At 37.8% G+C, this 26,380-nt stretch carries 23 protein-coding genes and 1 tRNA gene; 12 read left to right on the plus strand and 12 right to left on the minus strand.

Translation table 11 applies throughout. The features are described from left to right. Position 1: 1 nt before the first annotated feature. The 3 genes from H6F45_RS07750 to H6F45_RS07760 all read right to left on the minus strand — a co-directional run bounded on the left by H6F45_RS07750 (position 2) and on the right by H6F45_RS07760 (position 2,641). Positions 2–490, minus strand: coding sequence for a DUF2382 domain-containing protein (locus tag H6F45_RS07750; protein WP_190346892.1), 489 nt, complete (start codon positions 488–490; stop codon positions 2–4). A 192-nt stretch (positions 491–682) separates the two neighbouring features. After that, complete coding sequence (locus H6F45_RS07755; protein WP_137668452.1) at positions 683–1,591, minus strand: DUF2382 domain-containing protein; 909 nt, start codon at positions 1,589–1,591, stop codon at positions 683–685. A 225-nt stretch (positions 1,592–1,816) separates the two neighbouring features. Continuing rightward, positions 1,817–2,641 carry a DUF2382 domain-containing protein gene (locus tag H6F45_RS07760; protein WP_137668453.1) on the minus strand — a complete coding sequence of 275 codons (825 nt, stop codon included), beginning with the start codon at positions 2,639–2,641 and terminating at the stop codon, positions 1,817–1,819. Between the two features lie 551 nt (positions 2,642–3,192). Here H6F45_RS07760 and H6F45_RS07765 point away from each other — a divergent pair. Continuing rightward, positions 3,193–3,492, plus strand: a complete 300-nt coding sequence (locus tag H6F45_RS07765) for a hypothetical protein (RefSeq protein ID WP_242027307.1) — start codon at positions 3,193–3,195, stop codon at positions 3,490–3,492. 311 nt (positions 3,493–3,803) lie between these two features. Further along, the gene (locus H6F45_RS07770; protein ID WP_137668454.1) at positions 3,804–4,580 is read left to right on the plus strand and encodes a DUF4231 domain-containing protein; all 777 of its coding nucleotides are present in this window, start codon (positions 3,804–3,806) and stop codon (positions 4,578–4,580) included. A gap of 82 nt (positions 4,581–4,662) precedes the next feature. On the opposite strand, the gene H6F45_RS07775 is transcribed toward H6F45_RS07770, so the two are convergent. The 6 genes from H6F45_RS07775 to alr form a co-directional block, all read right to left on the minus strand. Then, on the minus strand, positions 4,663–7,662 hold the full coding sequence (locus tag H6F45_RS07775) for a hybrid sensor histidine kinase/response regulator (RefSeq protein ID WP_190346893.1): 3,000 nt from the start codon (positions 7,660–7,662) through the stop codon (positions 4,663–4,665). A gap of 29 nt (positions 7,663–7,691) precedes the next feature. Next, positions 7,692–9,989 carry a methyl-accepting chemotaxis protein gene (locus tag H6F45_RS07780; protein WP_190346894.1) on the minus strand — a complete coding sequence of 766 codons (2,298 nt, stop codon included), beginning with the start codon at positions 9,987–9,989 and terminating at the stop codon, positions 7,692–7,694. A 78-nt stretch (positions 9,990–10,067) separates the two neighbouring features. After that, a complete protein-coding gene (locus H6F45_RS07785) occupies positions 10,068–10,565 on the minus strand; it encodes a chemotaxis protein CheW (RefSeq protein WP_096570950.1) in 498 nt (165 codons plus the stop codon). A 328-nt stretch (positions 10,566–10,893) separates the two neighbouring features. Beyond that, positions 10,894–11,943 carry a response regulator gene (locus H6F45_RS07790; RefSeq protein WP_190346895.1) on the minus strand — a complete coding sequence of 350 codons (1,050 nt, stop codon included), beginning with the start codon at positions 11,941–11,943 and terminating at the stop codon, positions 10,894–10,896. 577 nt (positions 11,944–12,520) lie between these two features. Then, positions 12,521–12,602: transfer RNA gene (locus H6F45_RS07795), tRNA-Leu, on the minus strand. 134 nt (positions 12,603–12,736) lie between these two features. Continuing rightward, positions 12,737–13,924, minus strand: coding sequence for an alanine racemase (gene alr, locus H6F45_RS07800; RefSeq protein ID WP_190346896.1), 1,188 nt, complete (start codon positions 13,922–13,924; stop codon positions 12,737–12,739). Positions 13,925–14,286: 362 nt separating this feature from the next. Between alr and H6F45_RS07805 the strand changes: the two genes are divergently transcribed. The 3 genes from H6F45_RS07805 to H6F45_RS07815 all read left to right on the plus strand — a co-directional run bounded on the left by H6F45_RS07805 (position 14,287) and on the right by H6F45_RS07815 (position 17,422). Beyond that, a complete protein-coding gene (locus H6F45_RS07805) occupies positions 14,287–14,784 on the plus strand; it encodes an HNH endonuclease (protein WP_096570942.1) in 498 nt (165 codons plus the stop codon). Positions 14,785–15,495: 711 nt separating this feature from the next. Next, positions 15,496–16,794, plus strand: a complete 1,299-nt coding sequence (locus tag H6F45_RS07810) for a bifunctional oligoribonuclease/PAP phosphatase NrnA (RefSeq protein WP_096570940.1) — start codon at positions 15,496–15,498, stop codon at positions 16,792–16,794. A gap of 160 nt (positions 16,795–16,954) precedes the next feature. After that, a complete protein-coding gene (locus tag H6F45_RS07815; protein ID WP_137667274.1) occupies positions 16,955–17,422 on the plus strand; it encodes a DUF29 domain-containing protein in 468 nt (155 codons plus the stop codon). 197 nt (positions 17,423–17,619) lie between these two features. Here H6F45_RS07815 and arsS read toward each other — a convergent pair whose 3' ends face one another. Together arsS and arsM are read right to left on the minus strand one after the other, a co-directional pair. Then, the gene (arsS, locus tag H6F45_RS07820) at positions 17,620–18,609 is read right to left on the minus strand and encodes an arsenosugar biosynthesis radical SAM (seleno)protein ArsS (protein WP_137667286.1); all 990 of its coding nucleotides are present in this window, start codon (positions 18,607–18,609) and stop codon (positions 17,620–17,622) included. A 173-nt stretch (positions 18,610–18,782) separates the two neighbouring features. After that, complete coding sequence (gene arsM, locus H6F45_RS07825) at positions 18,783–19,751, minus strand: arsenosugar biosynthesis arsenite methyltransferase ArsM (RefSeq protein WP_190346897.1); 969 nt, start codon at positions 19,749–19,751, stop codon at positions 18,783–18,785. A gap of 118 nt (positions 19,752–19,869) precedes the next feature. Here arsM and sixA point away from each other — a divergent pair, with 118 nt between their 5' ends. From sixA to H6F45_RS07850, 5 genes are all read left to right on the plus strand, one after another. Next, entirely contained in the window at positions 19,870–20,364 is a 495-nt protein-coding gene (sixA, locus tag H6F45_RS07830; protein ID WP_137667276.1) for a phosphohistidine phosphatase SixA, read from the plus strand. A 112-nt stretch (positions 20,365–20,476) separates the two neighbouring features. Next, on the plus strand, positions 20,477–21,613 hold the full coding sequence (locus H6F45_RS07835) for a citrate synthase (protein WP_096570930.1): 1,137 nt from the start codon (positions 20,477–20,479) through the stop codon (positions 21,611–21,613). A 640-nt stretch (positions 21,614–22,253) separates the two neighbouring features. Further along, positions 22,254–23,372, plus strand: a complete 1,119-nt coding sequence (nuoH, locus tag H6F45_RS07840; RefSeq protein WP_096570928.1) for an NADH-quinone oxidoreductase subunit NuoH — start codon at positions 22,254–22,256, stop codon at positions 23,370–23,372. A 167-nt stretch (positions 23,373–23,539) separates the two neighbouring features. Continuing rightward, positions 23,540–24,124: an NAD(P)H-quinone oxidoreductase subunit I gene (gene ndhI / locus H6F45_RS07845; protein WP_096572790.1), complete on the plus strand. Its 585-nt coding sequence runs from the start codon at positions 23,540–23,542 to the stop codon at positions 24,122–24,124. A 102-nt stretch (positions 24,125–24,226) separates the two neighbouring features. Then, the gene (locus H6F45_RS07850; RefSeq protein WP_096570926.1) at positions 24,227–24,832 is read left to right on the plus strand and encodes an NADH-quinone oxidoreductase subunit J; all 606 of its coding nucleotides are present in this window, start codon (positions 24,227–24,229) and stop codon (positions 24,830–24,832) included. Here H6F45_RS07850 and H6F45_RS26960 read toward each other — a convergent pair. After that, the gene (locus H6F45_RS26960) at positions 24,779–24,907 is read right to left on the minus strand and encodes a hypothetical protein (protein WP_277876966.1); all 129 of its coding nucleotides are present in this window, start codon (positions 24,905–24,907) and stop codon (positions 24,779–24,781) included. The two genes, H6F45_RS07850 and H6F45_RS26960, sit on opposite strands and share 54 nt — an antisense overlap. A gap of 59 nt (positions 24,908–24,966) precedes the next feature. Between H6F45_RS26960 and nuoK the strand changes: the two genes are divergently transcribed. Further along, on the plus strand, positions 24,967–25,272 hold the full coding sequence (gene nuoK / locus H6F45_RS07855; protein ID WP_006199065.1) for an NADH-quinone oxidoreductase subunit NuoK: 306 nt from the start codon (positions 24,967–24,969) through the stop codon (positions 25,270–25,272). A 6-nt stretch (positions 25,273–25,278) separates the two neighbouring features. Next, positions 25,279–26,202: an NAD(+) kinase gene (locus tag H6F45_RS07860; protein WP_096570924.1), complete on the plus strand. Its 924-nt coding sequence runs from the start codon at positions 25,279–25,281 to the stop codon at positions 26,200–26,202. The last annotated feature ends 178 nt before the right edge of the window (positions 26,203–26,380 follow it).

Consider the following 26,380-nt stretch of genomic DNA (forward strand, 5'->3'; position numbering starts at 1 on the left):
ATTAAATATGAGAAGAATGAGAACAACGGTTAAACCATTCTTGATACTTTTGCTGTTGGGATTGATTTTCTACAGAAATTGTGATTTTGACTTGTTGACAACCATGATCTTTTTCTTGAGCGATCGCATTTAAAAGCAAACTAGCAATTTTTGGGGAAATAAACTCTCCACTCACCGTTAAACCTCTATCCAAACTAGAATCTTTTGATATTTCCTCATTTATTAACTCAATACCAGGAATCTCCCCGTGACTTAAATCAATTTCTGCTAATTGTTGGTGTTGTGGACTAACTTGTTCAACAATTAATTTTTCCCGTCTCACAGGAACTTGGATCATCTCAGTTTCGATTTCCTTACGAACAATCACCTCTCCTACCTTTTGTTTATTATGATCAACAAACAACCTTTCTTCCAAGAGAGGGATAATCTTTTCTTCCTTCGTGTCCTTCGTGTCTACCCTTCGGGAAATGCTTTGCATAACGTGGTTCATTAAATACAATCAATATTATTTCAATAGTTAAGATAGAAGGATTCAAAATTCAAAATCCAGATCCAGAATAAATTAAAACTTTGATTATCTTGATGTATTTGATAAAATCTTGAATCTCTTGATTCCTGATTTTACAATTATTCTAACTCCTGAATCCTGAATCCTAAATCCTGACTCCTGAATACTTACTAATTATCGTTCTTCAATCGGGAGATTAGGAGCATTCACATCTAACTCTTCCCGACGAACTGTGTCTTGAGTTTCCACAGTATCTTGCTCAACGACTTTTTTCACTCTCACTTCTTCCCGCACAAAAGCCTCTTTTCTAACTTCCGGGATTTCTTCGTGGATTTCCATGCGAGCAACTTCACCTTCATGGAAGTCAGCTTCACGGGAAGAAACTGTTCTACCAGCATTTTCAGGGGTGACACGCTCAATAACAACGTGTTCTCTTTCAACGGGTACTGATACTCGTGCAGTTTCAGTTTCTACGTGCTTACCAACAGTTACATCCCCCACTTTGCGGCGATGTTTATTAGCAATAAGCCGTTCTTGATACAGTTTTAGAGTTTGATGATCTTGCTCATTTAATCCAAATAACTCCGGTTCATGTTCGTAGCGGTAGGTATCACGGGTGTAATTGGGTGTAGTTCTGGCTGTAGAGGTTGTTGCTACTTCTCTGGAATCTACGGGCGTTGGTGATTCTACTGAACCTGATGCTTCTAGCGGTGTGGTGCGATAGTCGGGTTTACGATATACACCACGCACCCGTTCTTCATAGTCGTAATCTCCTGCTAAACGTTCGTTAAATTCAGGTAAATCTTCTGCCTGTTCTTTTGTTAAACCAAGAGCATAAACGCGATCATTATTATAGTCGATGCGAGTACGACCAATAGGTAGTAAAACTTTTTTACCAAAAATCCAGAAGCCTAAGTCAACTACTAAATAGCGAAAATGTCCATTTTCATCAACTAACGCATCATGGACTGTACCGATTTTTTCATCATTTCTTTCTGTATATACTCCTAATCCCTTAATGTCTTTGTCTTCAAAAGTAGTGCGGTACTGAGGGTCAAAATCTTCTAATTTGTAAAGAACCATTATATTTTTCCTCAACGGTTAATAGTGTTTCTGAATTTCTTACCTTCAAGAATATTAATTGATGCTGATATTTCCATCTTTCTCACGAATGAATCGCCAGAAAATCTAATTATCAAAAGTCAGATATTTGGTGGAAATGAAAAATACCCAATACCCAGATCCCGGACTTCTTGAAGAAGTCGGGGATCTAAACCCCTACTATCTCCTGATTCCTGATTCATGAATTTATACACGATTTTCATTGATATTTAATTCACCGGAGGTATCAATATCTAATTCTTCCCGGCGAATCGTGTCTTCTGCTTCCACAATATCCCGATCTACTACTTTTCTGACTCGCACCTCTTCACGAACAAATGCTTCTTTATGAATTTCTGGAGTTTCTTGATAAACATCTATATGTGCTACTTCCCCTGCTTGAAATTTGATTTCGTTGGGGTCTACTATTGTACCTATCTCTGGTGTTTGAACTCTATCAATAACAACGCGTTCTTTTTCAATAGGTACTGTCACCCGTGCAGTTTCAGTTTCAATGTGTTTACCAACTGCTACTTCTCCTGTTTTCACACGATGTTTGTTAGCAATTAGACGTTCTTCATAAAGTCTGAGAGTTTGATGATATTGCTCATTTAAACCATATAAAGTTGGTTCTTGTTCGTAGTTGTAAGTTTCCAGTTCATAAGTTATGGTACCAAGGTGAGAACGATAGATAGAGCGTACCAATTCTTCAAATGATTGATCAACAATGATGTTTTCCCGGTACTCTGGTAAGTGTTCTACTTGCTGTTTGCTCAGTCCATCGACATAGACACGCCCAGCGGGATAATTGATGCGAGCTAGTCCAATGGGTAGTAATATTTTCTTGCCAACAGTATCTAAACTTGTATCAATCACTAAATATCTAAACCTGCCATTTTCATCGACTAAAGCATCAGCAACTGCACCTACTTCTGTTCCTCCTTCGGTATAGAGATTCAAGGTTTTAATATCATCTCCGCCAAAGGTTTCTCTATAGTTTGGATCAAATTCTTCTAGTTTGTAAAGAGGCATATTCTATGTCCATTTTTTTGAATATCTATTCACAACATTAGACGTAATTTGACTATTTTTCCTCTTGCTGATGACTGACTTCTAGCGATATATACTATAGTTTATATCTCATACTGGGAGGGAAATTTTAGGCAATTTTTAGTAGTGATGTTGCTGATGGAAATATAACTAATGATAGATAAAAAATTGATTGAGTAATTTTTTCTTTCTCATTTTCTCATTTCTCGTTCCCATACTCTGTATGGGAATGAATTCTCAAGGCTCTACCTTGATCAATATCACGAAAATGTTACAAAATAGTCAGAGACTCTTGATAGCATTCACAGTCTGAGACTGGGAACGAGGAAATATTTTGAGAAGATCAATTTTCAATTTTTAATATACCCCTACCAACTGTGTATAATTTTGCTGCCGCCAATGGTAAATTCTTCTTCACTATTATAAATAAGCGGTTTTACTGTCACCTAATAATACCCAAACATTATAAGGCAATTAGTCTAAATATTTACATTTTTTCTCTATCATCTATATCTGGCAAGAATACAGGATTTATGAAAATTACAAAACAGCAAATTTTAACAATTCATACTCTCTGTGTCTCTGCGTCTCTGCATGAGATAAATTCATATCAATACTCAACACGAAAAACTAATAATATTGAAGAAACTCCTTCCGGATCTAATGATTCATTAATCGCTAAAAATTTGCAAAAAGAACAATATATTGGTATTGCCATTTTATTAGTAGGATTAATCACTATTATCGGATTTTTTAGTCGTAGATTTGAATATGCTTTAATTTTTGCTCTGACTATCACCATGATATTAATGGTTTTCTTTCTCACAGTTTAAAAATATGTGCAATTACTTCATGAATATTTTAATTTGTTTTTTCAACCTCTTGTTGATGAAAACCGATGGAAGATTGCTGAATACTTACAAAGGTATAAATCAAATGTATGGATTTTACAAAACTTTAAATTTTTCATCAAAATATTTTTATTTTTGTTAACTAGCCGGATGACAACCTTGTATTTAATGCTACTTTGGTGTAAGATAATTAATTGTTTGCAAAATGACCTATTTTCAGGCTTTTCACTCAATTTTTAATTGAGTTAGAAAATGCTTATACATTCCATCCATTTTCTTCGCCAGGTGAAAAAATGCTCTTGTTCTTAAAGCTGATTGATTATCTATTAGCAGCTGTTTTTATCAGTGCGGCTTTCATCATTTATTTCGATTCTAGTAATCAACAGTATGTACTAGCTGGAGTTGGAGCTTTAGCTATTGCAATTTTTTTGTTTCTCCTCAACAGAAACTCAGTTAATAATGCTAGAAAAGAAGCTCAAAAAGCAGAACTAGCAAAAAAAGCTGAACTATACACCTCTTTATTACAGAATAGTAATTCCTTGGAAAACAATACCATAGTTCCTGCCAGAGCCAAAGCTTTAGAGTATTGCCAAGATTTGATTGATGATTACAAAAGCACTAGAAATTTAGCAAGAAATCTTTACTATATCCTGCAAATTTCTACTGTAATTTTGTCTGGTGTCACCCCAATTTTAGTATTGGTGGATAAGTTAGAAACCGGACAACCTTGGCTGAAATGGCTACCAGTCATTTGTCCGGCCGTAGCTTCCATTGTCGCTAGTATTGTCACCTCTTTCCCATTTCAAAAAAATTGGGTTGCAGCTAACGCAACTGTTGAATTGTTAGAAGCAGAACAAGAAAAATTTGTCTTGGGAATTACACCAGCTTACCGTTGTTATGATGTTTCTGGAGAAGCAGAACAACAACAAAGAGTAAGTCAAGCAGTCGAATTATTTATTAACCAAGTAAATAATATTCACCTGCAACAAGTTCAACAAGCAGAACAACAACAGGAGAAGAAGAAAGAAGAAGTCTCCGCTGAAGGAACTAACGAAGAAACAGGTTCTTAAGATAAACCCAAAACTGAATAACCTCTTTAATATTGAATCCTAATACTCAGATACCGGACTTCTTTAAGAAGTCCGGTAGCTTTCAATTATTATCTGTTTCTGTTATTCTAAAAATCATATCTTCTAATGTTCTCAATAAATCTTGTTCATTATAAGGTTTAGAAAAATACGCCCGCGCTCCTAACTGCATTGCTAGTTGACGATGTTTATTACTACTACGAGAAGTCAACATGGCAACGGGAATACTTTTTAAATCAACATGAGATTTTACCCGTTCTAAAAAGCTATAACCATCAAGACGGGGCATTTCAATATCACAAATTACTGCTTGCACTTTTAACCCACTTTCTAACTTTTCCCAAGCATCTTGACCATCTTTAGCTTGTTCAACCTGATACCCTCCTTTTTCCAAAGTTAAGGCTAAATAACGTCGTACATTAATGGAGTCATCGACAATTAAAATCATGCCTTTTTGATGAGTAGGTCTAGCTATGGGTTTCGGTTTTTGTGGTTTGAGAAAAGCTGTTTTTAATTTAGTGGTAGGTAATTGATTAGTTTTATGAGGACGTTGATTGTTTGTTACCCAAGATACTAATTCATTAGTATTTACTAATGGTACTACTCGACCATCACCAAGCATTGTACAGTTACTAAAACCATCAGGTAAAGGTATATTTCCTTCCACTTGACGAATTGCTACTTCTTGTTCACCCCAACAACGATCTATTTGTACAGCTATTGGTTGATGATCATGTTTGATAATTAACACACTACTAGCATTTATTCCCGTCGGACTTTCTATTTCTAAATGATGATAGTGAGAACAATTAAATTCAAAATAATTACCCAAACGCATTAAAGGTAACATGGTATCTTGCCATTTGAGAAATTCTCCACCATCCATTGAAAAAACTTGCTTATTATCTAATAAAAAGATTTCCGCAACTACATCTGTAGGAAATGCTAAAACCATGCGATGATGTGGACTGGTGGCAGTATCGCTTTCTACTAATAAAACTCTTGCAACTGAAAGAGTAAATGGCACTGATAAAGTAAAAGTTGTACCAATTCCTGCTTGTGTATCAACTTGAATATCACCCCGAACTGATTGTAAGTTATTGCGAACTACATCCATTCCCACACCACGGCCAGATAAAGCTGTCACTTTTTCAGAAGTGGTAAAACCAGGTTCAAAAATTAGTGATAATAGTTCATCTTCACTCGCAGTAGCTATTAATGTGGTATCCAAACCCATAGCTACAGCACGTTGACGAATTTTTTCTATAGAAATACCTCTACCATCATCACTGATAGTAATAATTGTGCGATCGCTGCGATGAAATCCTTTAATTTCTATCAATCCTTGTTCTGGTTTTCCTAAACTCCGACGGGTAGCAGGATCTTCAATTCCATGATCAAAAGCATTACGTAACAAGTGCATTAAAGGTTCATTCAAAGCTTCTAAAATACTACGTTCAATTAAGGTTTTCCCCCCTTCAATTTTTAATTGAACATTTTTACCATATTCAACATTTAAATCTCTAATTGCTCTGGGAAAACGTTCAACTAAATCAGATAAAGGACGCATTCGCACTTGCGTTAATTTTCTCTGGACTTGCTTAGATGTTTTATTCAACTTCCGAGCAATTTGATCTGTATCATCAATACTGAGTTGAATATCACTGGCAACTTCTGCTACCTGAACAATAGTTTCCATAACATCCTGAGAAAGCAAGTTTAATTTTTGATAGCGATTTAATGTTTCTGTTTCTCTCATCGTCTCTGCTGATGTTGATACTCCAGAATTTACATCTTCGCTAATGATTTTTTCATAAACTGCACGCACTTGTTGATTTTCTTGATGCAAAGTTTGCACTCGTTGGCCTAGTCCTAAAACCAATTTACGTAATCTTTCTAATTGGGAATTTAAACCATTACGCTGTATGATAATTTCCCCAAATAAATCATTAATTTCTTCTAATTGTTTACTAGGAACTCTAACTGTATTTTCATGAATTTCTTTATCTTTAGTAACTCCAATGATTTCGCTTTTGCGTTCAATATGTTTATAGTCTAAGGATGTATTTTCTTGAGTAAATGCTACATTTGGATCAGGAAACTCGACAGCATTTATTTCTGGGGGTAATTCTATTTCTAAATCTGCAAAATCAGGAATTACTACTTCTGCTACTAATTCTGTTACTAAGGTATTCTCTTGATTTTCTGTAGGGATATTGCTAGTATTAACCTGTGGGGGAATAGGATTAACAACTACTTCCCCTAACTCACCTAGCTCAATATTTGCTGGTATTCTATCCCGTTGATTTGTTAATACTAAAGCTTGCGATCGCCTCCATGCTTGCAATGCTAACTGAGAAATTTCCACACAGCGATCGGGATGATTTGCTAAATGTTCACGCACTGAATCACAAAGCTGAGTAAAAGCAGGTAACTCCAACATTTCACCCAAACCACCAAACTCTGTAGCCATCACTTCTACTTGTGAATATAAATCATTTGTAGAACTATTTGCTGATAAAGATTCTAAAGTTTGTTCTAAAGTTTGTTCTAAAGTTTGCAGACATTCTTCTACTTCCGTTTCAAACAGCAAAGGAATAATTTCTTGACCATCTTCTGGTGAGAGCATGGTAGTAATATCCTCTGGAGAAGGATCACCCAAACGCTCATGCAGTTCATCAAACATCGGATAACAAAAAGTTCTTAACCATTTATCATCTAGAGATTTTCTATCTGATAATAATTCTACAATTTGCCGTAACCAATCAACTCCAGATAACAATAAACTCTGTAAATGAGTATCAATTTTTAAAGATTTTTTCCGAGTTTTTAAAACCTTAAAAGAATCTTCCAAACGATGAGCCAAATTACTCAAAACTTTAAAACCCATCATCGCCGCACCACCTTTAATAGAATGGGCAGCTCGCATAGCAGCATTAATCGTATCTACATCTAGATGTTTACTTGTATCTATTTTCAGTACGATACTTTCTAAGGTATTCAAATAATCAGTTGCTTCCTCCAAAAACTGCATTTGAATTTCTAGTTCTTTATCTGTAGTCATAGATTATTTTTCCTTATTTATTTTTTAAATTAATTGACTTTAAAAGTCTCAACCTTTTGTTCTAATTGCTGGGAAATCTCCGCAGTTTTTTGTAAAGATGTAGAAATGTGTCGGCAAGACTCGCTATTGCTTTGTGAAATAGCCAGCACATTTTTCATTAATTGGTTAATCACCTGTGATGTTTCTACTTGAGAAACTGAAGCAGTAGCAATTGACTTAACAAAAGCATCTATTTGTTGGGAAATATCTACAATTTCGCTTAAACTCTGCTTCGCATCTGCGGCAATTTGCGTACTTTGAATCACCTGATTTGTCCCCACCTCCATAGCTTTCACAACTTCATCTGTATCTCGTTTAATTTGCTCGACAATTTGCTCAATTTCTTGAGTAGCAGCCGCACTGCGTGTTGCTAATTCCCCTACCTCTTCCGCAACAACAGCAAAACCTTGACCTTCTTCTCCTGCACGTGCCGCTTCAATACCTGCATTAATCGCCAACAAATTAGTTTGAATCGCAATTTGGTTAATTAAAGACACCACGCGAGAAATTTGTTGAGAAGATTCTCCCAAATGCCTAACTTTTTTGGCAGTTTCACCCACAGTTTCTTGCAAAGATAAAATATTTTCTACTGTCAAATCCATTGCTTTTCCACTTTTGTTAGCATTGTGGTTAGCATGATTAGCAATAGCAGTAATTTCTTGAGCGCCATCTGCTAAAGCTTGGATAGAATTAGTCATTTGCTCAACAGTTGCTAAGGTGCGGTTTATTTCTTCAATTTGTGTAGTTGCTGACTCTGCTAAGTATTTGATATAGTCTTGATTTGAGCCAATATCTCTATTAATTTCACTAGCATTCTGTTTGACTTGGGTAACAATATCTCGGAGGCTTTCTAAAATAGAATTGAACACATTAGCAATAGTACCAATTTCCCCATCTTGCACCTTCGCCTGTACTTTTAAATCACCTCTAGTCGCATTTTTTACCTGACTAATTAATTGCAAAAGTTGTAAATGCAGAGTATCTTTTTGCTGCTTTTGTTCCTCAGATATAGATTCTTTAGATATAGATTCTTTGATAGATTCTTGATTCACCTGAATATAATCTTTACCATCAGCAGGTAATTCTTCAGGTAATTCGGCAATTTTCTGATCTTCCAGAGGAGTCTCAATTTTATTAGTGAGGTTTTCTACTGCTACTAATTCAGCCGAATTTTGCTTGATGATACTCTTTGCTAACCAAGCAACCAGCAATGTCATCACTAATGCTATTAATGTTGTGATATTAACAATCAGCTTGAGAAATTGTCTTTGCGGTTCAAAAGCAATTCCAGCATTTTCAGCCAGAATTAATTGCCACTTGAGATCCGGTAAACCTTCTAATTTTTTTAGCGGTGCATAACTAACCAATTGTGGCGTTTGATGAATGGTTCGCACTCCTGTAGAATTTTCCACATTTTCACTGTTCAGCAAGTCAGCTAAACCAGGATATATTACTGTAGCTTTTTGACCTAATAACTCCCTCTGAAGACTGAGAAAAAATTTCCCCTCATGATCAACTAAATAATAATCTTTGTTATTATCTACCTGATCTTTTATTGCTTCTATTAACCCTTGCATGGATATGCGTGTTCTCACTACAGCAATCACTTTTCCTGTAGCTACATCTTTCACAGGAGCAGCAATATAAATCACTACTACATTATTTTGTAATCTTTCTGGTTGACTAATAACAGGACTATTCTTTTGTATAACATCTTGAAAATATTTCAAGTTTTGTTCCTGACTACTGGTTGCACCTTGAGATTGAATAATCACTCTTCCATTCAAGTCAAAAACCGCCAGATGATCATAACCTTGATAAGCTGTAATGAACCGATTTAATACTGTTTGTTTTTCGGCAAGAGTGGTACTTTTACTAACTTCAGCATTAGTCAAAAATGGCAAAGTTGAGAGAATTTGAATATCTCCATATCTTGCCAACAGAAACAGATTAATAATATCACCTAAACTAATTAATTTATTTTCTTGAGTTTTGATAATTTGCTTACTAATCACATTGCTACCAAAGCTATAAGCAATTATGCCAATTCCCAATACTGGCAAGGTACTGATAGCAATGGTAAAAATTAATGCTTTTGTTCTTAATTTCACTTGCTGTAAATATTTATTAATTATATTTTTCCCAAAATACTTATGAGTAGTTGTTATATGTTCCTGTTCAACAACTTCTTTAACTTCTTTTCTCTTATCTGTCATGGGCGATAATGTCTTAATAGATGCTTTTTTATTGGGATCACCAGTCTGAGCAGTGTCAGTTTTATTAAACATAAATAAATACCCCTAAATTAATACCCCTGACTCTATGTAATAATAACAACAAAAAATGATTTTTCTGAGCTTGATTAACTAATCACTGCCCCCATGAGAATAATTTACAATATTATGTGCATCTAATACCAACAATATTTCTTCTTTTTGTTCCACGCAGCCACATAAATAAGGCACTAAACTAGCCGCCACTTGTCCGACAGGAGAATGAATATCATCAGCCATCAATTTAGTCGTACCTTTAATTTCTTGCACAACTAAACCTAAAAGCTTTGATTCCACTTTGGTCACGATAATATTATACTTTCTCAGGCGATGATCTAAACCTTCTAAATTAAACATTTTTGGCAAATCAATTACCCAAATTACCCGACTACGCCAATTCATCAATCCTAATATACAGGCTGGCATATTAGGCATAGATGTTACAGCTTCAATAGGTACAATAATTGCTTCTTGGGTGTGAGCGACGGATAATACAGCTGTAGTTTGTTGATTGATTTGAAATTGAAGATAGCTATCTCCCAAAGAGTTTTGAATGGTTTGATAATACACGGTTTGTTTAGAATTGCTCATGACTGTAATTCAAATATTTGTTGGCAAAATTCTCAAAAATTTATGACTTACGCAATATTAAAATAAAAACCTGATTCTTGAGTAGGGTTAATTCATGAATTACCCCTACTTTCGTTCTGTTTTGCGTAATTACTGAACTTGAAAAGTTCTATCAGGTTCAATATTGAAAAATATTATGCATGAATAATAAGAATTTCAATATTCTTCTGACTTCTGTAAAAACTTTCCCCATCCACAAATTCTCATTCTTAGGGTGAAAGCTTTTAGTCAAGTGTGGCGTAGCCATTGGCTGATTACTGATAGCTCAATACTTACGAAAAGTATTAAATTAACCAATGTATTTAGATACCATTTTCAGCAAATCTGATCTTGTAAAAGGCTTAGTTAAATAGCCAGATGACCTGACAATTTTCGCCTTCGCTTTATCCACAAATCCGGTTCTACCAGTAACCATAATAATGGGTGTATTTTTAAATGCTGAATGCTTCCGTAATAATGAACATAGTTCATAACCATCTAAATTAGGCATTTCTACATCTAGTAAAATTAAGTCTGGTTTGCTTCTAATGATTTGCATTAAAGCTTTAATTGGATCATTAATCATGACAACAGAAAATGTTTTTTCATCTAAAAAATGTCTAATAGAATTCAGCACTGCTTGGCTATCATCAATACAGGCAATTGTATATAATTGCTTACTCAAAACAGATGGCAAATTGTTATGAAAATTCCTTTCAACAGTGGCGAATTTTGCTGATTTATCCTCTAATTCATCTTCTGTTTTTGGTGCAGATGTTGTTTGTTTTGTTAAACTGCTATTAGATAATTTTTTTGACTGAATTTGTTGACGATAACGTAACTGTTTTTGACACTGTTCTACTATTAATTGCAAATCCAGATGACAGTATTTTGATAGTTCATTTAAGGAATTATCAGTATTAAGTTTATAGTTACCTTCTTTTAAAGAAATAAAAGACTCTAGCACTTCTTTGGACAGTTCTTCTATTAACATCCCTGCTTGTTGATGGGTAATATAATTTTGATTTACTAGCCAGCAAATCGCATGATAGTCAGCGTTTGGTATCAATTGACAGTTATTGCCATACTGATATATCAAACCCATCTGTTCATAAGTTACATTGTTAAAAGTAGGAATTTCCTGATTTAAACGTTGTAAGTGACTCTCCAGACGTTCAAATAGTTTATCTGAATAAGTAGCGTAAGTTAATTTACCTTCTTCTAAATAAATTGACCAAGAAACTAATCCAGTAAATACACTTAAACAACCTGTTACTTTCTTTGTGCTTAACTGTGCCAACAAAGACAGGGGATGTAGTTTGTTAAACAACCTGTAGCTACCTAGAGGAGTTGTCATCATTTTGCTTTAGCTAAATTAAAGACTTGTGATTTGAATTTGCATAGCAGATACATCACAATTGAAACCAAGTATAAAACATCAAAGATTTAGTAGTCATAAATACAAAGCCAGATGTTTTATTTTGTATGAACTCTCAAAAATAACAGAGTTACAGCAGATTGCAGATCAATCAGGTACAGAATCAAAAGTGAAACATAAACAGAAAGAGAGTTTTACTCCTGACTCCTGCTGTATTTAAAGATTATCAAATCTTAGTCAATTTGTAAGTTTTCCATCACTTACTGAGAGATACTGCGATAATCAAATATTTTGGGTGAATCACGCCAAACATATTCACAATCAAATTATAAAAAATTATTAACTTTATTAAATACTGTAATTTACCGCAAATAGCTTTTTAGCTTGCTGTTCACGGTATACTCAACCAATCTCTCTGTATTTATCAGCAAATACAAGTTTTACCCAGCTTTCTTGTTGTTTACACTCTGCTGAATCCAAGCCATTATTTTAATCATGCTGATTTTTCAACTTCGATATCAGCGCCAACAGAAGTTTTTTATGATCAATTTTTTTAAAATGCGGATGAAAGGACTTGAACCTTCACACCTTGCGGTACTAGAACCTAAATCTAGCGCGTCTGCCAATTCCGCCACATCCGCATCAAGATATTATAATAGCATAACAAATTAGTAATGGCAAGAGGGAATTGGTGATTGGTGATTGGGAAACATAAAATTGATTACCCAGCCCCCAGTCCCCAGTCCCCAGTCCCCAGTCCCCAGTCCCCAGTCCCCTACATCACAGCAACACGGGGTAGACGATGCTTGAAGCCGCAAAGAATTTCCCACGAAATGGTATTTAATTGATTTGCCCAATCATCAGCTGTGATTTTTTCTCTTCCTTGTTCTCCCAATAAGGAGACTATTTCCCCTTCCTCGACATCGGGTATGGAACTGACATCTATCATGAGTTGATCCATTGTAATCGCGCCAATTTGCTGCAAACGCTGGCCACGCAGTAAAACTTGCATTTGTTGGGAAAGACTGCGGGGAACTCCATCCGCATAACCAATACCCACTACTGCAATCCGCATTTCTCTGGGTGCGATAAACTTATGACCATAGCTCACACCAGTTCCCGCAGCAATTGTTTTTACATGGGTAATTCTGGCTTTGAGTTGTAAAACCGGTCGCAGTTTGATTTGATTTTGCAGGTGGGGAGCAGGATAAAGTCCATAAATGGCTAAACCTGCACGCACCATATCATAATGTAATCTCGGATCTGCCAGGGTAGCGGCTGAATTGGCTAAGTGCAAACTGGGAATTGTGATACCTCTGGCTTTGATTTGGGCGATCGCTTCCTCAAATCGTCTATGCTGTTCTTCCATGATCGCCGGATCAGGACTATCTGCTGTAGCTAGGTGAGAATAAATACTGTCAATATTTAGATGTGGTAATCCTTGTACTAATTGCACAAAATCACCTGCTTGCTGCCAATCAGTACCTAATCTCGACATTCCTGTATCTAATTTGATGTGTACAGGTAAGGGAGAATTATATTTAATTGCTTCTAATGTGTTGGAAAATATTAAAGCTTGTTTAGGGCTGCAAAGTGTAGGTTGCAGTTTCCAATGAGCGATCGCATGAATTTGTTCTGCTGTATTGGTTGCTCCTAAAATTAAAATCGGTGCTTTTATTCCACCTTCCCGTAATTGAATCCCTTCGGGAACTGTCGCTACCCCCAACCAACTCGCACCCGCTTCTAACACAGTTTTAGCAACAGTTACCGCCCCATGTCCATAGGCATCAGCTTTTACCACTGCCATTAACTGTGTACGTGGTGATAAAAATCTTACTAATTGCTTGACATTATCGGACAACGCCCCTAAATCAATTTCCACCCAAGCACGTTGAGAAAACCAAGCGTAAGTATTGCACTCCTGACTATCAGCAAAACTAGGGGTTTGTTTGCTACTAAACATTCCTCTTCACTCCTATCACACCACTGCAAAGCTTCCAGACGCTCCGACTGTGCTAATTTTTGCCCCTTAAAGCCATATCAATTTAATCAGCAAAGTGTACCGTTGATCCGGGAGTTTGTACAAGTAGTCAGGAATCAGAATAATTTTAGATTTTAGATTTTAGATTTTAGATTTTAGATTTTAGATTGGAATTGACAAAAACAATCCAAAATCCAAAATCCTTTCATTGTATCCCCAGTCACCAGTCCCCAGTCCCCAATCACCTGCAACCAAATTATTAAGGAAGTATAAATTATTCTCATCTCCCCAGAAAGGTATATTTGTGTTAAAATATCTAAAACTAATACCTTGAGCTAATATCAATGGGGAAGGTTTTAGTCCTAAACGCCTCCTACGAACCGCTCAACATCACGAGTTGGCGACGTGCCATAGTTTTGTTGATAAAAGGCAAGGCAGAACACGTAGAACACAACGGCAAATTCCTCTACTCGGATTTTCCTCTGCCAACCGTAATCCGGTTGCGTCATTACGTGCGTGTTCCCTATAAAGAAATTCCTCTGACGCGCCGAAATATATTGCATCGAGATGGGCATACTTGTCAATACTGTGGCTACACAGGTGATGAGTTGACCCTAGATCATGTAATGCCGCGATCGCGTGGAGGAGGTGACACCTGGGAAAACATCGTTACTGCCTGTGTACGCTGCAACGTCAAAAAAGGCTGTCGTACACCTCAAGAAGCCCGGATGCCTTTGCGCCATCCACCCCGTCAACCATACAGTAGCCTCTATTTTGAGGTGACAAAACATCTCAAGAGTGGACTTCATCAGGAGTGGCAAAAATATGTGATAGGACTTTGACATTAACACAGAAATAATTGAGACAGCAGGGGAATGAGTCTTAACCTGTAGGTGTTGCTGTTTGACCTTGGTCAACACAGTATACCACAAGTTGAGGGTTAAATTTGCCCTTGGCGAGTGTTTTTTGCAGCTTTTCAGGGGCATTCCCCAAAGCTGGAAGGATTGTTTGTTCAAATTCCAGCGAGACAACACAAACACAGATTTACGATTATACCTCATTTTTTGAGGCATGGATCATTGTCACTATAAATTATTCCCAATCATCACAAAATTAAGCTTGAAGGTATATTTTTGAGGAAAATAGTTGTTAATGGCTGAGAAAACATAATAAATATATTTAGATAGTAAGTATTGTAAAATTCCGAAACTGTGTATACTAAAAAACGTTACAATACCCAAACTGAGATAGATATTGAAGTTAAAATCAGCTGTTAAGAAAAAGTTGCTGGGTTATAAGAAAAAGCGCAGCGAGTATTTTTCCGTCCTGAAAGACCTAGACCTGTACCAAATTTTTTTAATCTAACATCTAAAATCTAAAATCTAAAATCTAAAATCTAAAATTCCCGGTCAGCAATCCCTGACTAATGGGCTTGACAAAACATAGACAAACATGATGCCGTGCCAAAGCTGTAGATTTCTGTCAAGATCGTAATGTGTGGACGAGCCAGAGCATAACTGGTGGAAGCCACCAAGCTGAAAACTAAATTCCCTATGTACTTGAATTCTCCCGTTACTCAATTTGAGGGCTTTTCATTGACCACAGAGCCGAATGGGGAGGAAGTAGAAATAGAGAGAGATGCTCTTGAACTTCCACCACTTACCCGGCCTTCCTTACCAGCAGCAAATGGGGCAGCAGCAAATGGTGATGGAGGTATCTATTTAGCTCAACGTGGCAATTCCCTGGCGATTCAGAAGTCAGAAGAGTTACAAAAAACCCTGCTCAACCATAGACATGAGCGCCATCTGGTAATTCTACAAGATTTTCCTGACCCTGATGCTCTTTCTTGTGCTTGGGCTTACCAACTAATTGCCCAACAATACGATATCAAATGTGAAATCATTTATGCTGGCACTCTCAGCCATCAGGAGAATATTGCCTTAGTTAAGCTAACTACTTTACCTGCTCAACGCTGGACAATGCAAACCCTAAAAAGTAAAGATTTGTTATCTTATCAAGGGTTTGTGTTGATTGATAATCAGGGAACTACATCTCAATTACTAGCAGCAGTACAACAGGCTGGACTTCCCCTAGTCGTGCTGGTTGATCATCATAGCTTGCAAGGAGAACTGAAAGCTGAGTTTACCGATGTTCGTCCTTATGTACGAGCAACTGCCACAATCTTTACACAGTATTTACAATCGGGTTTACTCACATTAGATAGCAGTCTGAGCCAGCACGTAAAATGTGCAACTGCTTTAATGCACGGTTTGCGCTCAGACACCAATCGGTTAATGCAAGCGCAAGAAGAAGATTTTATGGCAGCTGCTTACCTGAGCAGGTTTTATGATGCTCAGTTGCTCAATGCCATTTTACAAGCCAATCGTTCTAAGCGTGTAATGGATGTGATCGAGCGATCGCTCAAAAATCGCATTGTCCAAAATAACTTTTCCATAGCTGGTGTAGGTTATTTACGCTACGACGACCGAGATGCTATACCCCAAGCAGCTGATTTTCTGGTGACAGAAGAAAACGTGCATACTGCTGTAGTGTACGGCATAGTTCACGATGAAGATGACGAACTAGAAGTAGTCATAGGTTCTCTGAGAACCACAAAACTTACCTTAGATCCTGACGAATTTATCAAAGAAGCCTTTGGGCAAGATAGCACAGGACGGTTTTTTGGTGGTGGACGCACTGGTGCAGGTGGCTTTGAGATTCCGATGGGATTCTTATCTGGCGGTAACGAAAATTCTGCTTATGCGAAAATGAAATGGGAAGTTTTTGATGCTCAAATTAAGCAGAAATTATTGAAATTGGTAAATCCTAAAGATAACCCAATTCAGTCTTAATTACCCTGTTTCGGTAAAAATCGCCTCATTCCCCATCCGTTGTGAGGTTGGGGGTAAATAAGGCAGGAGTAAAACTGGCTTTGTGTATAGGTTTTAATTGAGATTGCGTACCTCATTGATATGCAATCTTATTTATCATCATTAAAATGTGAGCAATTCTATGATGAAATATCTTTACGAACAGGATTTTCAAGTTTGGATTGATACAACAATTCAGAATTTACAAAAACGTGAATTTGAATCACTAGATATAGAGAATTTGATTGAGGAATTAACAAACTTGGGGAAATCAGAAAAGAATGCTCTTAAAAGTAATCTAATGATTCTATTAGCTCATTTGCTGAAATTAAAAGTTCAATTTGATGCTCCAGATACCATGAAAATGAGTTGGTACAACTCAGTTATTGAACACCGTCAGCGAGTTTTGAACAATTTACAAGATACCCCATCTCTCAAAAATTTTCTTCCTGAAGCAATTGAGCAAGCATATCCTCAATCTCGAAAATTAGCTATTAGAGAAGGTAAATTAGCTGCTTTTGGGGTTCGTGTTCCTGATGAGATTGAATATCCTCATACTTGTCCATTTTCCCTAGAGCAAATATTAAATGAAGATTTTTATGGTTTGTAACTGTATAGTTAAGTGTACAATAAGAAAAAACCGCGAACCAAGATAGTTGGTGTCACGGCTTTCGGTATGGTGTGAGGAGCTTAACTAACTCCATCATAGATCACCAAATCAAGAATGGGGATACTCGTATCAATTTTGGTAACAGAATTTTTTTAGTAACAGGTTATTTGAGGATTTAGCTATCAGCTATCAGTGATTCATTCTACTAAAGCACCACCACAACTAGAACCACATCCAGCAGTACAACCATAACAATAATCAGCAGTTTGTACTTCTTTGATGACATCTAAACTACCAAGTTCTAATAATTTACTAATTGTCAAAGTTTCACCATTGTGAGTTCTTGCTGGTAAATTCATCATTTGGTTAAAATCGCAATCATAAACATTACCCAAATAATCAACAGAAATTTCCTCACGACACATTAAATTATCAACGGTGTCAGGGTTAAAATGTGATTCTAAAAACTGCAAATATTGTTTATAAAGATGTTTACTTTCTAAATATAACTTAGTTCTTCCTACAGGTAAGTTAGTAATAGTCAGTAAGTTATTAAAGACAATATCAAAATGTTCTTGTAAGAAATTTTTATAAGCTAGTTGAAGATTTTTTTGATCTGGAGTTAAAGAAAAATTTTCATCCTTTGGTAACTGAGGATTATAAACCAAATCTAAAATTAAATTTGCATCTTGACCATAACCCAATTTATTTAACCATTGTAAAGCTTGAATAGACTGAACAAAAACACCATGACCCCGCATTTTATCCACATTATCAGCTAAATAACAGGGAAGAGAAGCAACAACACGCACTTGATTTTTAGCTAAAAAGTCAGGAATATCTGCAAAACCTTCCACAAAAAAGATTGTTAAATTTGATCTAACAATTACTTGTTTACCTGCTTTTCTCGCAGCTTCCACCAATGGTTTAAAACCATAATTTATCTCTGGTGCGCCCCCAGTCAAATCAACAATTTTAATTTCAGGAAATTTATGAATAAAATCAATTAAATCTTGACAAACTGCTGGGGAAAGTTCCTCAGTTCTTTTAGGACTTGCTTCCACATGACAATGAGAACAAGCAAGATTACAACGTTTACCGAGATTGACTTGTAAAACCTGAATTTTTTGCTTAACTAAAGCTGAATTAAGTTGTTTGTGAAAAGGAGTAACCGCTATTTTTACCATCATTAATACCTAAAAAACCTCATATTAAAACTTTCCGATGATTGCGTAGGGATGATTCATGAATTACCCCTACTTTTTCTTTCTCTGCGTTCTGTGTCTCTCTGTGGTTCGATACTCTGAAAAATCATCAAACACCAAACCACAAAACAGAGAATATAATTATAAAAAATTCCCTAACAGCAACCACCACCATCATAATACCAAGTAGAATCAGTAATCATGATTTCTTCTGGTTTCAAATCTCCCAATTTAGCAGCCGTTTTATCACAAACTGCGGCGGGAATACCCCTTTGTAAAATATGTCCTGCTCCATCATCAAAAAATGATTCTGAACCTGCATAAATCGCTGTTTTACCTGTGAAAATACAAGCACCGTCTTCAGGAATTTGCACCTTAAAAGAAACGGAATCAAGACTTTCCAAAAGTAGATTTTCTTCCAGGTTATAAGTTTGTTTATCTAATAATCTATAGGGACGACGGGCGCGAATTTCTAGTTGTCCAAATCCAGCATTTATAATTAATTGTGTATATTCTTCATAAGTGAGCGCACCGGATAAACACATTGCCCTTAATCTTTCATCTTGTCGTAGATGTTGGGGAATAGGACGGGTAGCAATGGGGTCACTCATTTGTAATCTACCACTGGGTTTTAAAACTCGATATGCTGCTTTTAAAGCGCAGGTTAAATCAGCAGGTTCAAAGATATTAAAAAGACAATTTTGGGCGACTATATCAACAGAGGCATCATTGACAGGTAAATTAAAAGCATCCCCGGCAATAATTTCCACAAAACTAGGATCAAACCAAGGATTTTCTTGGGCAGCAATTTCTAAATTTCTTGTCGCAGCTTCTCGCATTTCTGCTACTGGTTCAACTGCGATGACAGCACCAGGACGACGGGAAAAATAAGCAAATTGTAAAGCTTCTAAACCACCACCAACACCAACATATAATACTGTAGGTTGGTTTGCTAATTCGTTAGTATGAACGGTAGTTCCGCAGCCATAATTCATTTCCTGCATGACTAAAGGAATTTTTAATCCTGGTAGTTGCAGGGGTGTACTTTGGACACAACAAAGTCCTACTTCTGGTGTTTGAGCAACTTCGCTGTAAAATTGGGCTGCGGTTTCTAAATAGGTCATTGCTGTTTTTTGGGTTTAACTTTGTATATATTGATTCTGCATATTAATATATTGACATATATTCTGAGGAAATTTTAATGATTTTTACAGTGATTACGGTGATTACCGTAGAAAATTTATGGAACTATATTTAATCCGTCACGGTATCGCCGAAGAACATCAACTAGGGCTAAAAGATGAAGCGCGATCGCTCACCCAAGAAGGCAGACAAAAAACCGCAAAAGTAGCCCAAAGATTAGTAAAACTTGGGTTTAAATTTGATTTAATCCTCACTAGTTCCCTAGTCCGCGCCCAACAAACAGCAGAAATACTCATGGCAGCCGGATTAAGTTCTCAGTTAGAAACCTCAGATTATCTCAGCTTTGAAGGCGATCTTCAATGGTGGCTAAGAGACTGGTTAGAACCGAGAAAATATCCTCAAAATACCCAACTAGCACTGGTGGGACATGAACCCTGTTTAACTAATTGGGCTGAAATTCTCCTTTGGGGTGAAGCAAAAGAACAACTCGTCCTTAAAAAAGCAGGTATGATCGGAATAAAAGTACCAGATGATGGTTCTCCTGTGGGTCGTAGTCAAATGTTCTGGTTGACACCTCCCAAGTACCTACTATAACAGTTTTTCGAGCTTTCGCATAAAATAGTTGTTAAATCGGCAACTGTTATAGTGAAAAGAATCTCTGGTAAGTTAGCGTGTTCAGATATTTCACAAAGCAAGTGGTGTAGCCATGACGGTGTGCGAATATAAGCCTGGTTTAGAAGGCATTCCCGCAGCCCAGTCTAGCATTAGTCATGTAGACGGGCAAAAGGGAATACTAGAGTATCGGGGCATTCGGATCGAAGAATTAGCAGAAAAAAGTACCTTCCTAGAAACTGCTTATCTTTTAATCTGGGGAAAATTGCCCAGCAAAGAAGAATTGACAGCTTTTGAGAGTGAAGTTAACGCTCACAGACGGATAAAATATCGTATTCGGGACATGATGAAATGTTTTCCCGAAAGTGGTCATCCAATGGATGCTCTCCAAGCCTCTGCTGCTGCCTTGGGTTTATTTTATTCTCGTCGTGACTTACATAATCCTGTCTACATTCGTAATTCTGTAGTCCGGTTAGTAGCCACAATTCCCACAATGGTAGCAGCGTTCCAGTTGATGCGGAAAGGAAATGATCCTGTAAAACCAAGGGATGACTTAGATTATGCCGCCAACTTCTTGTATATGCTCAATGAAAAAGAACCTGACCCCCTAGCAGCGCGGATTTTTGATATCTGCTTAATTCTGCACGTTGAGCATACAATGAATGCTTCTACCTTTAGTGCGCGAGTCACAGCTTCCACCTTAACCGATCCCTATGCAGTTGTAGCTAGTGCAGTAGGGACATTAGGCGGACCATTGCACGGTGGAGCAAACGAAGAAGTAATACAGATGTTAGAAGAAATCGGATCTGTAGATAACGTTCGCCCCTATATCGAAGATCGTCTACAAAGAAAAGCCAAAATCATGGGATTTGGACACCGCGTGTATAAGGTAAAAGATCCTAGAGCCACAATATTACAACGTTTAGCGGTGCAATTGTTCGAGAAATTCGGCTACGACAAGTTTTATGAAATTGCCCAGGAAGTAGAAAGGGTAATGGCCGAAAAAGTTGGCAGTAAAGGAATTTATCCTAATGTTGACTTTTATTCTGGTTTAGTGTATAGGAAAATGGGAATTCCCACAGATTTGTTTACACCAGTATTTGCGATCGCCCGTGTTGCAGGTTGGTTAGCACACTGGAAAGAACAACTTGAAGAAAACCGGATTTTCCGACCCACTCAAGTCTATAACGGTCTTCACGAAGTTCCTTATACTCCCATTGAGCAGCGTTAACTACCTGGGAAGGTGACAGGTAAAAGTTGACAGGTGACAGGTGACAGTTATGAGGTATTTTCCTGGGAATAGGTGATAAATACCCAATTTTAGATTTGAGATTCTAGATTGATGCTCTCAAGTGGACAGATTGATAAGTGTCATCTGTCAGCTTGATGAGGTTGACAATCAAAAATCTCGAATTTACATGGATAATCTGGAATTGGCATTGTCATCACAACCTGCTGTACAGGAAAATCCGACAATTTGCATAGAATAGAAAACCGTTACCAATTTGGGGACGGTAACTTTGTCTTGTCAGAGTCTTGTCAGAAGAATAGGTGACAGGTGACAGGTGACAGGTGACAGTAAGAAGAAAGAAGAGAACAGGAAGAGGAGTAGGAAAGAGGTTTTTCCCAATCACCAATCCCCTAATCACCAATCTCAATCTCAACCATAAGCAGAAGTTGTCATCTGGGATCAAAAGGGTAAAACCATCAAAGGATATACTAAACTCAGGAATTAGCAACAAATCTACAATTCTACAATCACGCATCATCTCAATAGAGATTCTTCAACAGTAAATTTACAGATATTAAATTAAATAATATTTGTGAATTTACTATGAGTAGACGAATTGACGAATTACAGAGTAGCAAACATGAATGCAGGAATTGACCTTCAAGGAACTTTTATTGAATCCGTCAAGGATTTGGGCATACCAGCAGGGGCAGCCAAAGCCCTGTGGATGCCATTACCAATGATCCTGATGCTGATTGGGGCAACAGTAGGTGTACTGGTTGCAACCTGGCTAGAACGGAAAATTTCTGCGGCCGCACAGCAACGGATTGGTCCTGAATATCAAGGTCCATTTGGTTTGTTAGTGCCTGTAGCCGATGGTCTCAAGCTGATCTTTAAAGAAGATATCGTACCAGCCAAAGCAGATCCCTGGTTGTTTACCATTGGTCCAATAATAGTTGTAATTCCGGTATTTTTATCATTTTTGATTGTTCCCTTTGGGGAGAATATCGTGATTACTAACGTCGGTATGGGCGTATTTTTGTGGATTGCATTATCCAGTATTCAGCCCATAGGCTTATTAATGGCTGGTTACGCATCTAATAATAAATACTCCCTGTTAGGGGGTTTGCGGGCAGCAGCACAATCAATCAGTTATGAAATACCATTGGCGTTGAGTGTATTAGCGATCGCCATGATGTCTAACAGCCTCAGCACCATTGACATCGTAAACCAACAATCTAACTTCGGGATTTTGGGTTGGAACGTTTGGAGACAACCACTAGGTTTCATCATCTTCTGGATCGCCGCCCTAGCAGAATGCGAACGTCTACCCTTTGACTTACCCGAAGCGGAAGAAGAACTGGTAGCAGGATATCAAACCGAATACGCAGGGATGAAATTCGGTTTATTTTACTTAGGTTCATACATCAACCTGATCCTGTCTTCCCTACTCGTAGCAATTTTATATTTGGGCGGTTGGCATTTTCCCATTCCCGTCAGCTTGATAGGTGACTTTTTGGGAATGAGTGAAACCAACCCCATCTTACAAGTAATCACAGCTGCTTTAGGTATCACAATGACCGTACTTAAAGCGTATTTTCTCGTATTTCTGGCCATCCTGATTCGTTGGACAGTACCACGGGTACGGATTGACCAACTGCTAGATTTAGGATGGAAGTTCTTACTACCAGTTGGCTTGGTTAACCTGTTATTAACCGCAGCACTAAAACTAGCCTTTCCCGTCGCTTTCGGTGGTTAATAGGTGACAGGTGACAGGTGACAGGTGACAGTAAAGAGGGTGTAGGGCATAGGAAAGTGGAGAGATGGGGAGGTAAATAACCCAATCACCAATCACCAATCACCAATTACCAATCACCAATCACCAATCACCAATCACCTGACAAGATTAGAGAAGAGACACAAAAAATGCTAAAGTTCCTCAAACAAGTTGGTGATTACGCCAAAGAAGCAGTACAATCAGCGCGTTATATCGGACAAGGGTTATCCGTCACCTTTGACCACATGCAACGCCGCCCTGTTACCGTACAATACCCTTATGAAAAACTGATTCCTGGTGAACGGTTTCGGGGTAGGATTCACTATGAATTTGACAAGTGTATTGCTTGTGAAGTGTGTGTGCGTGTTTGTCCCATTAACCTCCCTGTAGTTGACTGGGAAATGGACAAAGCCACCAAGAAGAAAAAACTCAAACACTACAGTATAGATTTCGGAGTTTGTATTTTCTGTGGTAACTGCGTGGAATACTGTCCCACAAACTGTTTATCCATGACAGAAGAATACGAACTTTCTACTTACGATCGCCACGAATTGAACTACGATAGCGTAGCATTAGGACGCTTGCCCTACAAGGTGACAGACGATCCAATGGTGACACCACTGCGCGAACTGGTTTATCTACCTAAAGGCGTACTTGAACCCCACGGAGTCCCCGCAGATGCTCCCCGTGCTGGTTCTCGTCCAGAAGACTTAGTTGAAAGTGGTAATGGGTAATGGGTAATAGGTAATGGGTAATAAATCGTTTTTTCCAATTACCAATTACCAATTACCAATTACCGATCAGCATTTATCAAAACATCAAGAGGATCGAAAAAAGTGAATTTAGCCGAAGGAGTACAATCTGTTTCATTTGGCATATTAGGTGTAATGATGATTGGCGCAGCACTAGGAGTAGTGTTGTTTTCCAACATCGTTTATTCCGCCTTTTTGCTGGGTGGTGTATTCATCAGCATGGCCGGACTTTACCTATTGCTAAATGGTGATTTTGTCGCAGCAGCACAAATTCTGATTTATGTGGGTGCGATCAACGTCTTGATTTTGTTTGCCATTATGTTGGTAAACAAACGTCAGGATTTTTACCCTTTACCCAGTGCTGGTTTACGGAAAATCATTACCGGTGTAGTTAGTCTGGGACTATTTGCTCTATTAAGTACAATGGTACTGGCAACACCTTGGGCTAATACCTCTACATCCCCAGCAGCTAAAAATTCCATAGTTTTAATAGGTGAGCATTTCTTCACGGACTTTTTGCTCCCCTTTGAATTAGCTTCCGTATTGTTGCTAATGGCAATGGTAGGAGCAATTATTTTGGCACGTCGGGAATATTTACCAGATCAAGTTACCCCTTCCGAACTGCCACAAACCATCTTAACCTTGCCAGAACGCCCCAGAGAATTGGTATCTAGTGGCACTGAGGACTAGGGTACTGGTGACTGGTGACTGGTGACTGGTGACTGGGAATATGAATTTACCCAATGCCCAATTACCAATTACCAATTACCAATCACCAATTACCAATCACCAATTACCAATTACCAATTACCAATTACCAAACTATGCAACTTCAATACTTCTTACTACTTGCAGCAGCTTTATTTTGCATTGGCATCTATGGTTTAATTACCAGCCGTAACGCCGTCCGTGTACTCATGTCAATTGAGTTACTGTTAAATGCTGTTAATCTAAATTTAATGGCATTTTCCAATTTTCTCGACTCAACATTAATTAAAGGTCAGGTTTTCACTGTTTTTGTGATTACTGTGGCAGCTGCGGAAGCGGCGGTAGGGTTAGCGATTGTACTGGCTATTTATCGTAACCGTGATACCGTTGACATGGAGCAGTTTAATCTCCTCAAGTGGTAACAGTACGTGCAATTAAAGCAGGTAATCATAGCTTACAAAGCGCGAGACTCCCAAAGTAAACGCTGGGCTGAACTCTGCGCTAAACAATTAGAAGACCGCCAATGTCAAGTTTTGGTTGGACCTAGTGGACCCAAAGACAACCCCTATCCAGTGTTTTTGGCATCTGCCAGCCAACCAATTGATTTAGCTTTAGTCCTTGGTGGTGATGGTACGGTTTTAACCAGTGCTAGACATTTAGCCCCGGCTGGTATCCCCATTTTGGGGGTAAATGTGGGTGGCCATTTGGGGTTTTTAACTGAGTCAATGGATGAGTTTCAAGAACCGGAACGAGTTTGGGATCGGTTATTTGAAGATCGCTATGCTCTCCAACGCCGAATGATGTTACAAGCGGCTATTTATGAGGGTCATCGGACAAATTTAGAACCAGTTACAGAACATTACCTCGCCTTAAATGAGTTTTGTATTAAACCCGCTTCTGCTGATAGGATGATCACCTCGATTCTGGAAATGGAAATTGATGGTGAGGTGGTTGATCAATATGTGGGTGATGGGTTAATTATTTCTACTCCTACAGGTTCTACAGGTTACACGGTTTCGGCTAATGGTCCAATTATGCACGATGGGATGGAGGCTATTACCATTACTCCTATTTGTCCGATGAGTCTTTCTAGTCGTCCCCTAGTTTTACCTCCTGGTTCTGTGGTCAGTGTTTGGCCGTTTGGGGATTATGATTTAACTACAAAATTATGGATGGATGGGGTGTTGGCTACTTCCATTTGGCCTAATCATCGTGTTGATGTGCGGATGGCTGACTGTCGTGCTAAATTTATCGTTTTGCGGGCTAATAATTCCTATTATCAAACTCTGCGAGAAAAGTTACTTTGGGCTGGTACTAGGGTTCGCTACACTAATCATGGTCAGCACAATTAAAAATAAGTATTCAGCCATCAGCTATCAGCCGTCGGCTTTTGAGGCTAAAAGTCAATTCACCTGAAAAAACTCAATACCAAGATCCCAGGTTTCTTGTAGAAGTCCGGGATCTATTACTATTTAGGGCTTTTGTTATTGACAAAAAAAATAAATTGTGTAATTACAAAATTTGTATTCT

Source organism: Sphaerospermopsis sp. FACHB-1194 (genome assembly GCF_014696235.1).
Lineage (GTDB): Bacteria > Cyanobacteriota > Cyanobacteriia > Cyanobacteriales > Nostocaceae > Sphaerospermopsis > Sphaerospermopsis kisseleviana.

Bases quoted from the DNA above. Each gene is read 5' to 3' on its own strand.
- H6F45_RS07765 (WP_242027307.1), top strand. From the start codon at position 3,193: ATGAAAATTACAAAACAGCAAATTTTAACAATTCATACTCTCTGTGTC.
- ndhI (WP_096572790.1), top strand. From the start codon at position 23,540: ATGCTAAAGTTCCTCAAACAAGTTGGTGATTACGCCAAAGAAGCAGTA.
- nuoH (WP_096570928.1), top strand. From the start codon at position 22,254: ATGAATGCAGGAATTGACCTTCAAGGAACTTTTATTGAATCCGTCAAG.
- H6F45_RS07750 (WP_190346892.1), bottom strand. From the start codon at position 490: ATGAACCACGTTATGCAAAGCATTTCCCGAAGGGTAGACACGAAGGAC.
- H6F45_RS07775 (WP_190346893.1), bottom strand. From the start codon at position 7,662: ATGACTACAGATAAAGAACTAGAAATTCAAATGCAGTTTTTGGAGGAA.
- H6F45_RS07770 (WP_137668454.1), top strand. From the start codon at position 3,804: ATGCTCTTGTTCTTAAAGCTGATTGATTATCTATTAGCAGCTGTTTTT.
- H6F45_RS07755 (WP_137668452.1), bottom strand. From the start codon at position 1,591: ATGGTTCTTTACAAATTAGAAGATTTTGACCCTCAGTACCGCACTACT.
- H6F45_RS07835 (WP_096570930.1), top strand. From the start codon at position 20,477: ATGACGGTGTGCGAATATAAGCCTGGTTTAGAAGGCATTCCCGCAGCC.
- H6F45_RS07760 (WP_137668453.1), bottom strand. From the start codon at position 2,641: ATGCCTCTTTACAAACTAGAAGAATTTGATCCAAACTATAGAGAAACC.
- H6F45_RS07790 (WP_190346895.1), bottom strand. From the start codon at position 11,943: ATGATGACAACTCCTCTAGGTAGCTACAGGTTGTTTAACAAACTACAT.
- H6F45_RS07815 (WP_137667274.1), top strand. From the start codon at position 16,955: ATGATGAAATATCTTTACGAACAGGATTTTCAAGTTTGGATTGATACA.
- H6F45_RS07785 (WP_096570950.1), bottom strand. From the start codon at position 10,565: ATGAGCAATTCTAAACAAACCGTGTATTATCAAACCATTCAAAACTCT.
- arsS (WP_137667286.1), bottom strand. From the start codon at position 18,609: ATGGTAAAAATAGCGGTTACTCCTTTTCACAAACAACTTAATTCAGCT.
- H6F45_RS07805 (WP_096570942.1), top strand. From the start codon at position 14,287: ATGGGGAAGGTTTTAGTCCTAAACGCCTCCTACGAACCGCTCAACATC.
- nuoK (WP_006199065.1), top strand. From the start codon at position 24,967: ATGCAACTTCAATACTTCTTACTACTTGCAGCAGCTTTATTTTGCATT.
- alr (WP_190346896.1), bottom strand. From the start codon at position 13,924: ATGTTTAGTAGCAAACAAACCCCTAGTTTTGCTGATAGTCAGGAGTGC.
- sixA (WP_137667276.1), top strand. From the start codon at position 19,870: ATGGAACTATATTTAATCCGTCACGGTATCGCCGAAGAACATCAACTA.
- H6F45_RS07810 (WP_096570940.1), top strand. From the start codon at position 15,496: ATGTACTTGAATTCTCCCGTTACTCAATTTGAGGGCTTTTCATTGACC.
- arsM (WP_190346897.1), bottom strand. From the start codon at position 19,751: ATGACCTATTTAGAAACCGCAGCCCAATTTTACAGCGAAGTTGCTCAA.
- H6F45_RS07780 (WP_190346894.1), bottom strand. From the start codon at position 9,989: ATGTTTAATAAAACTGACACTGCTCAGACTGGTGATCCCAATAAAAAA.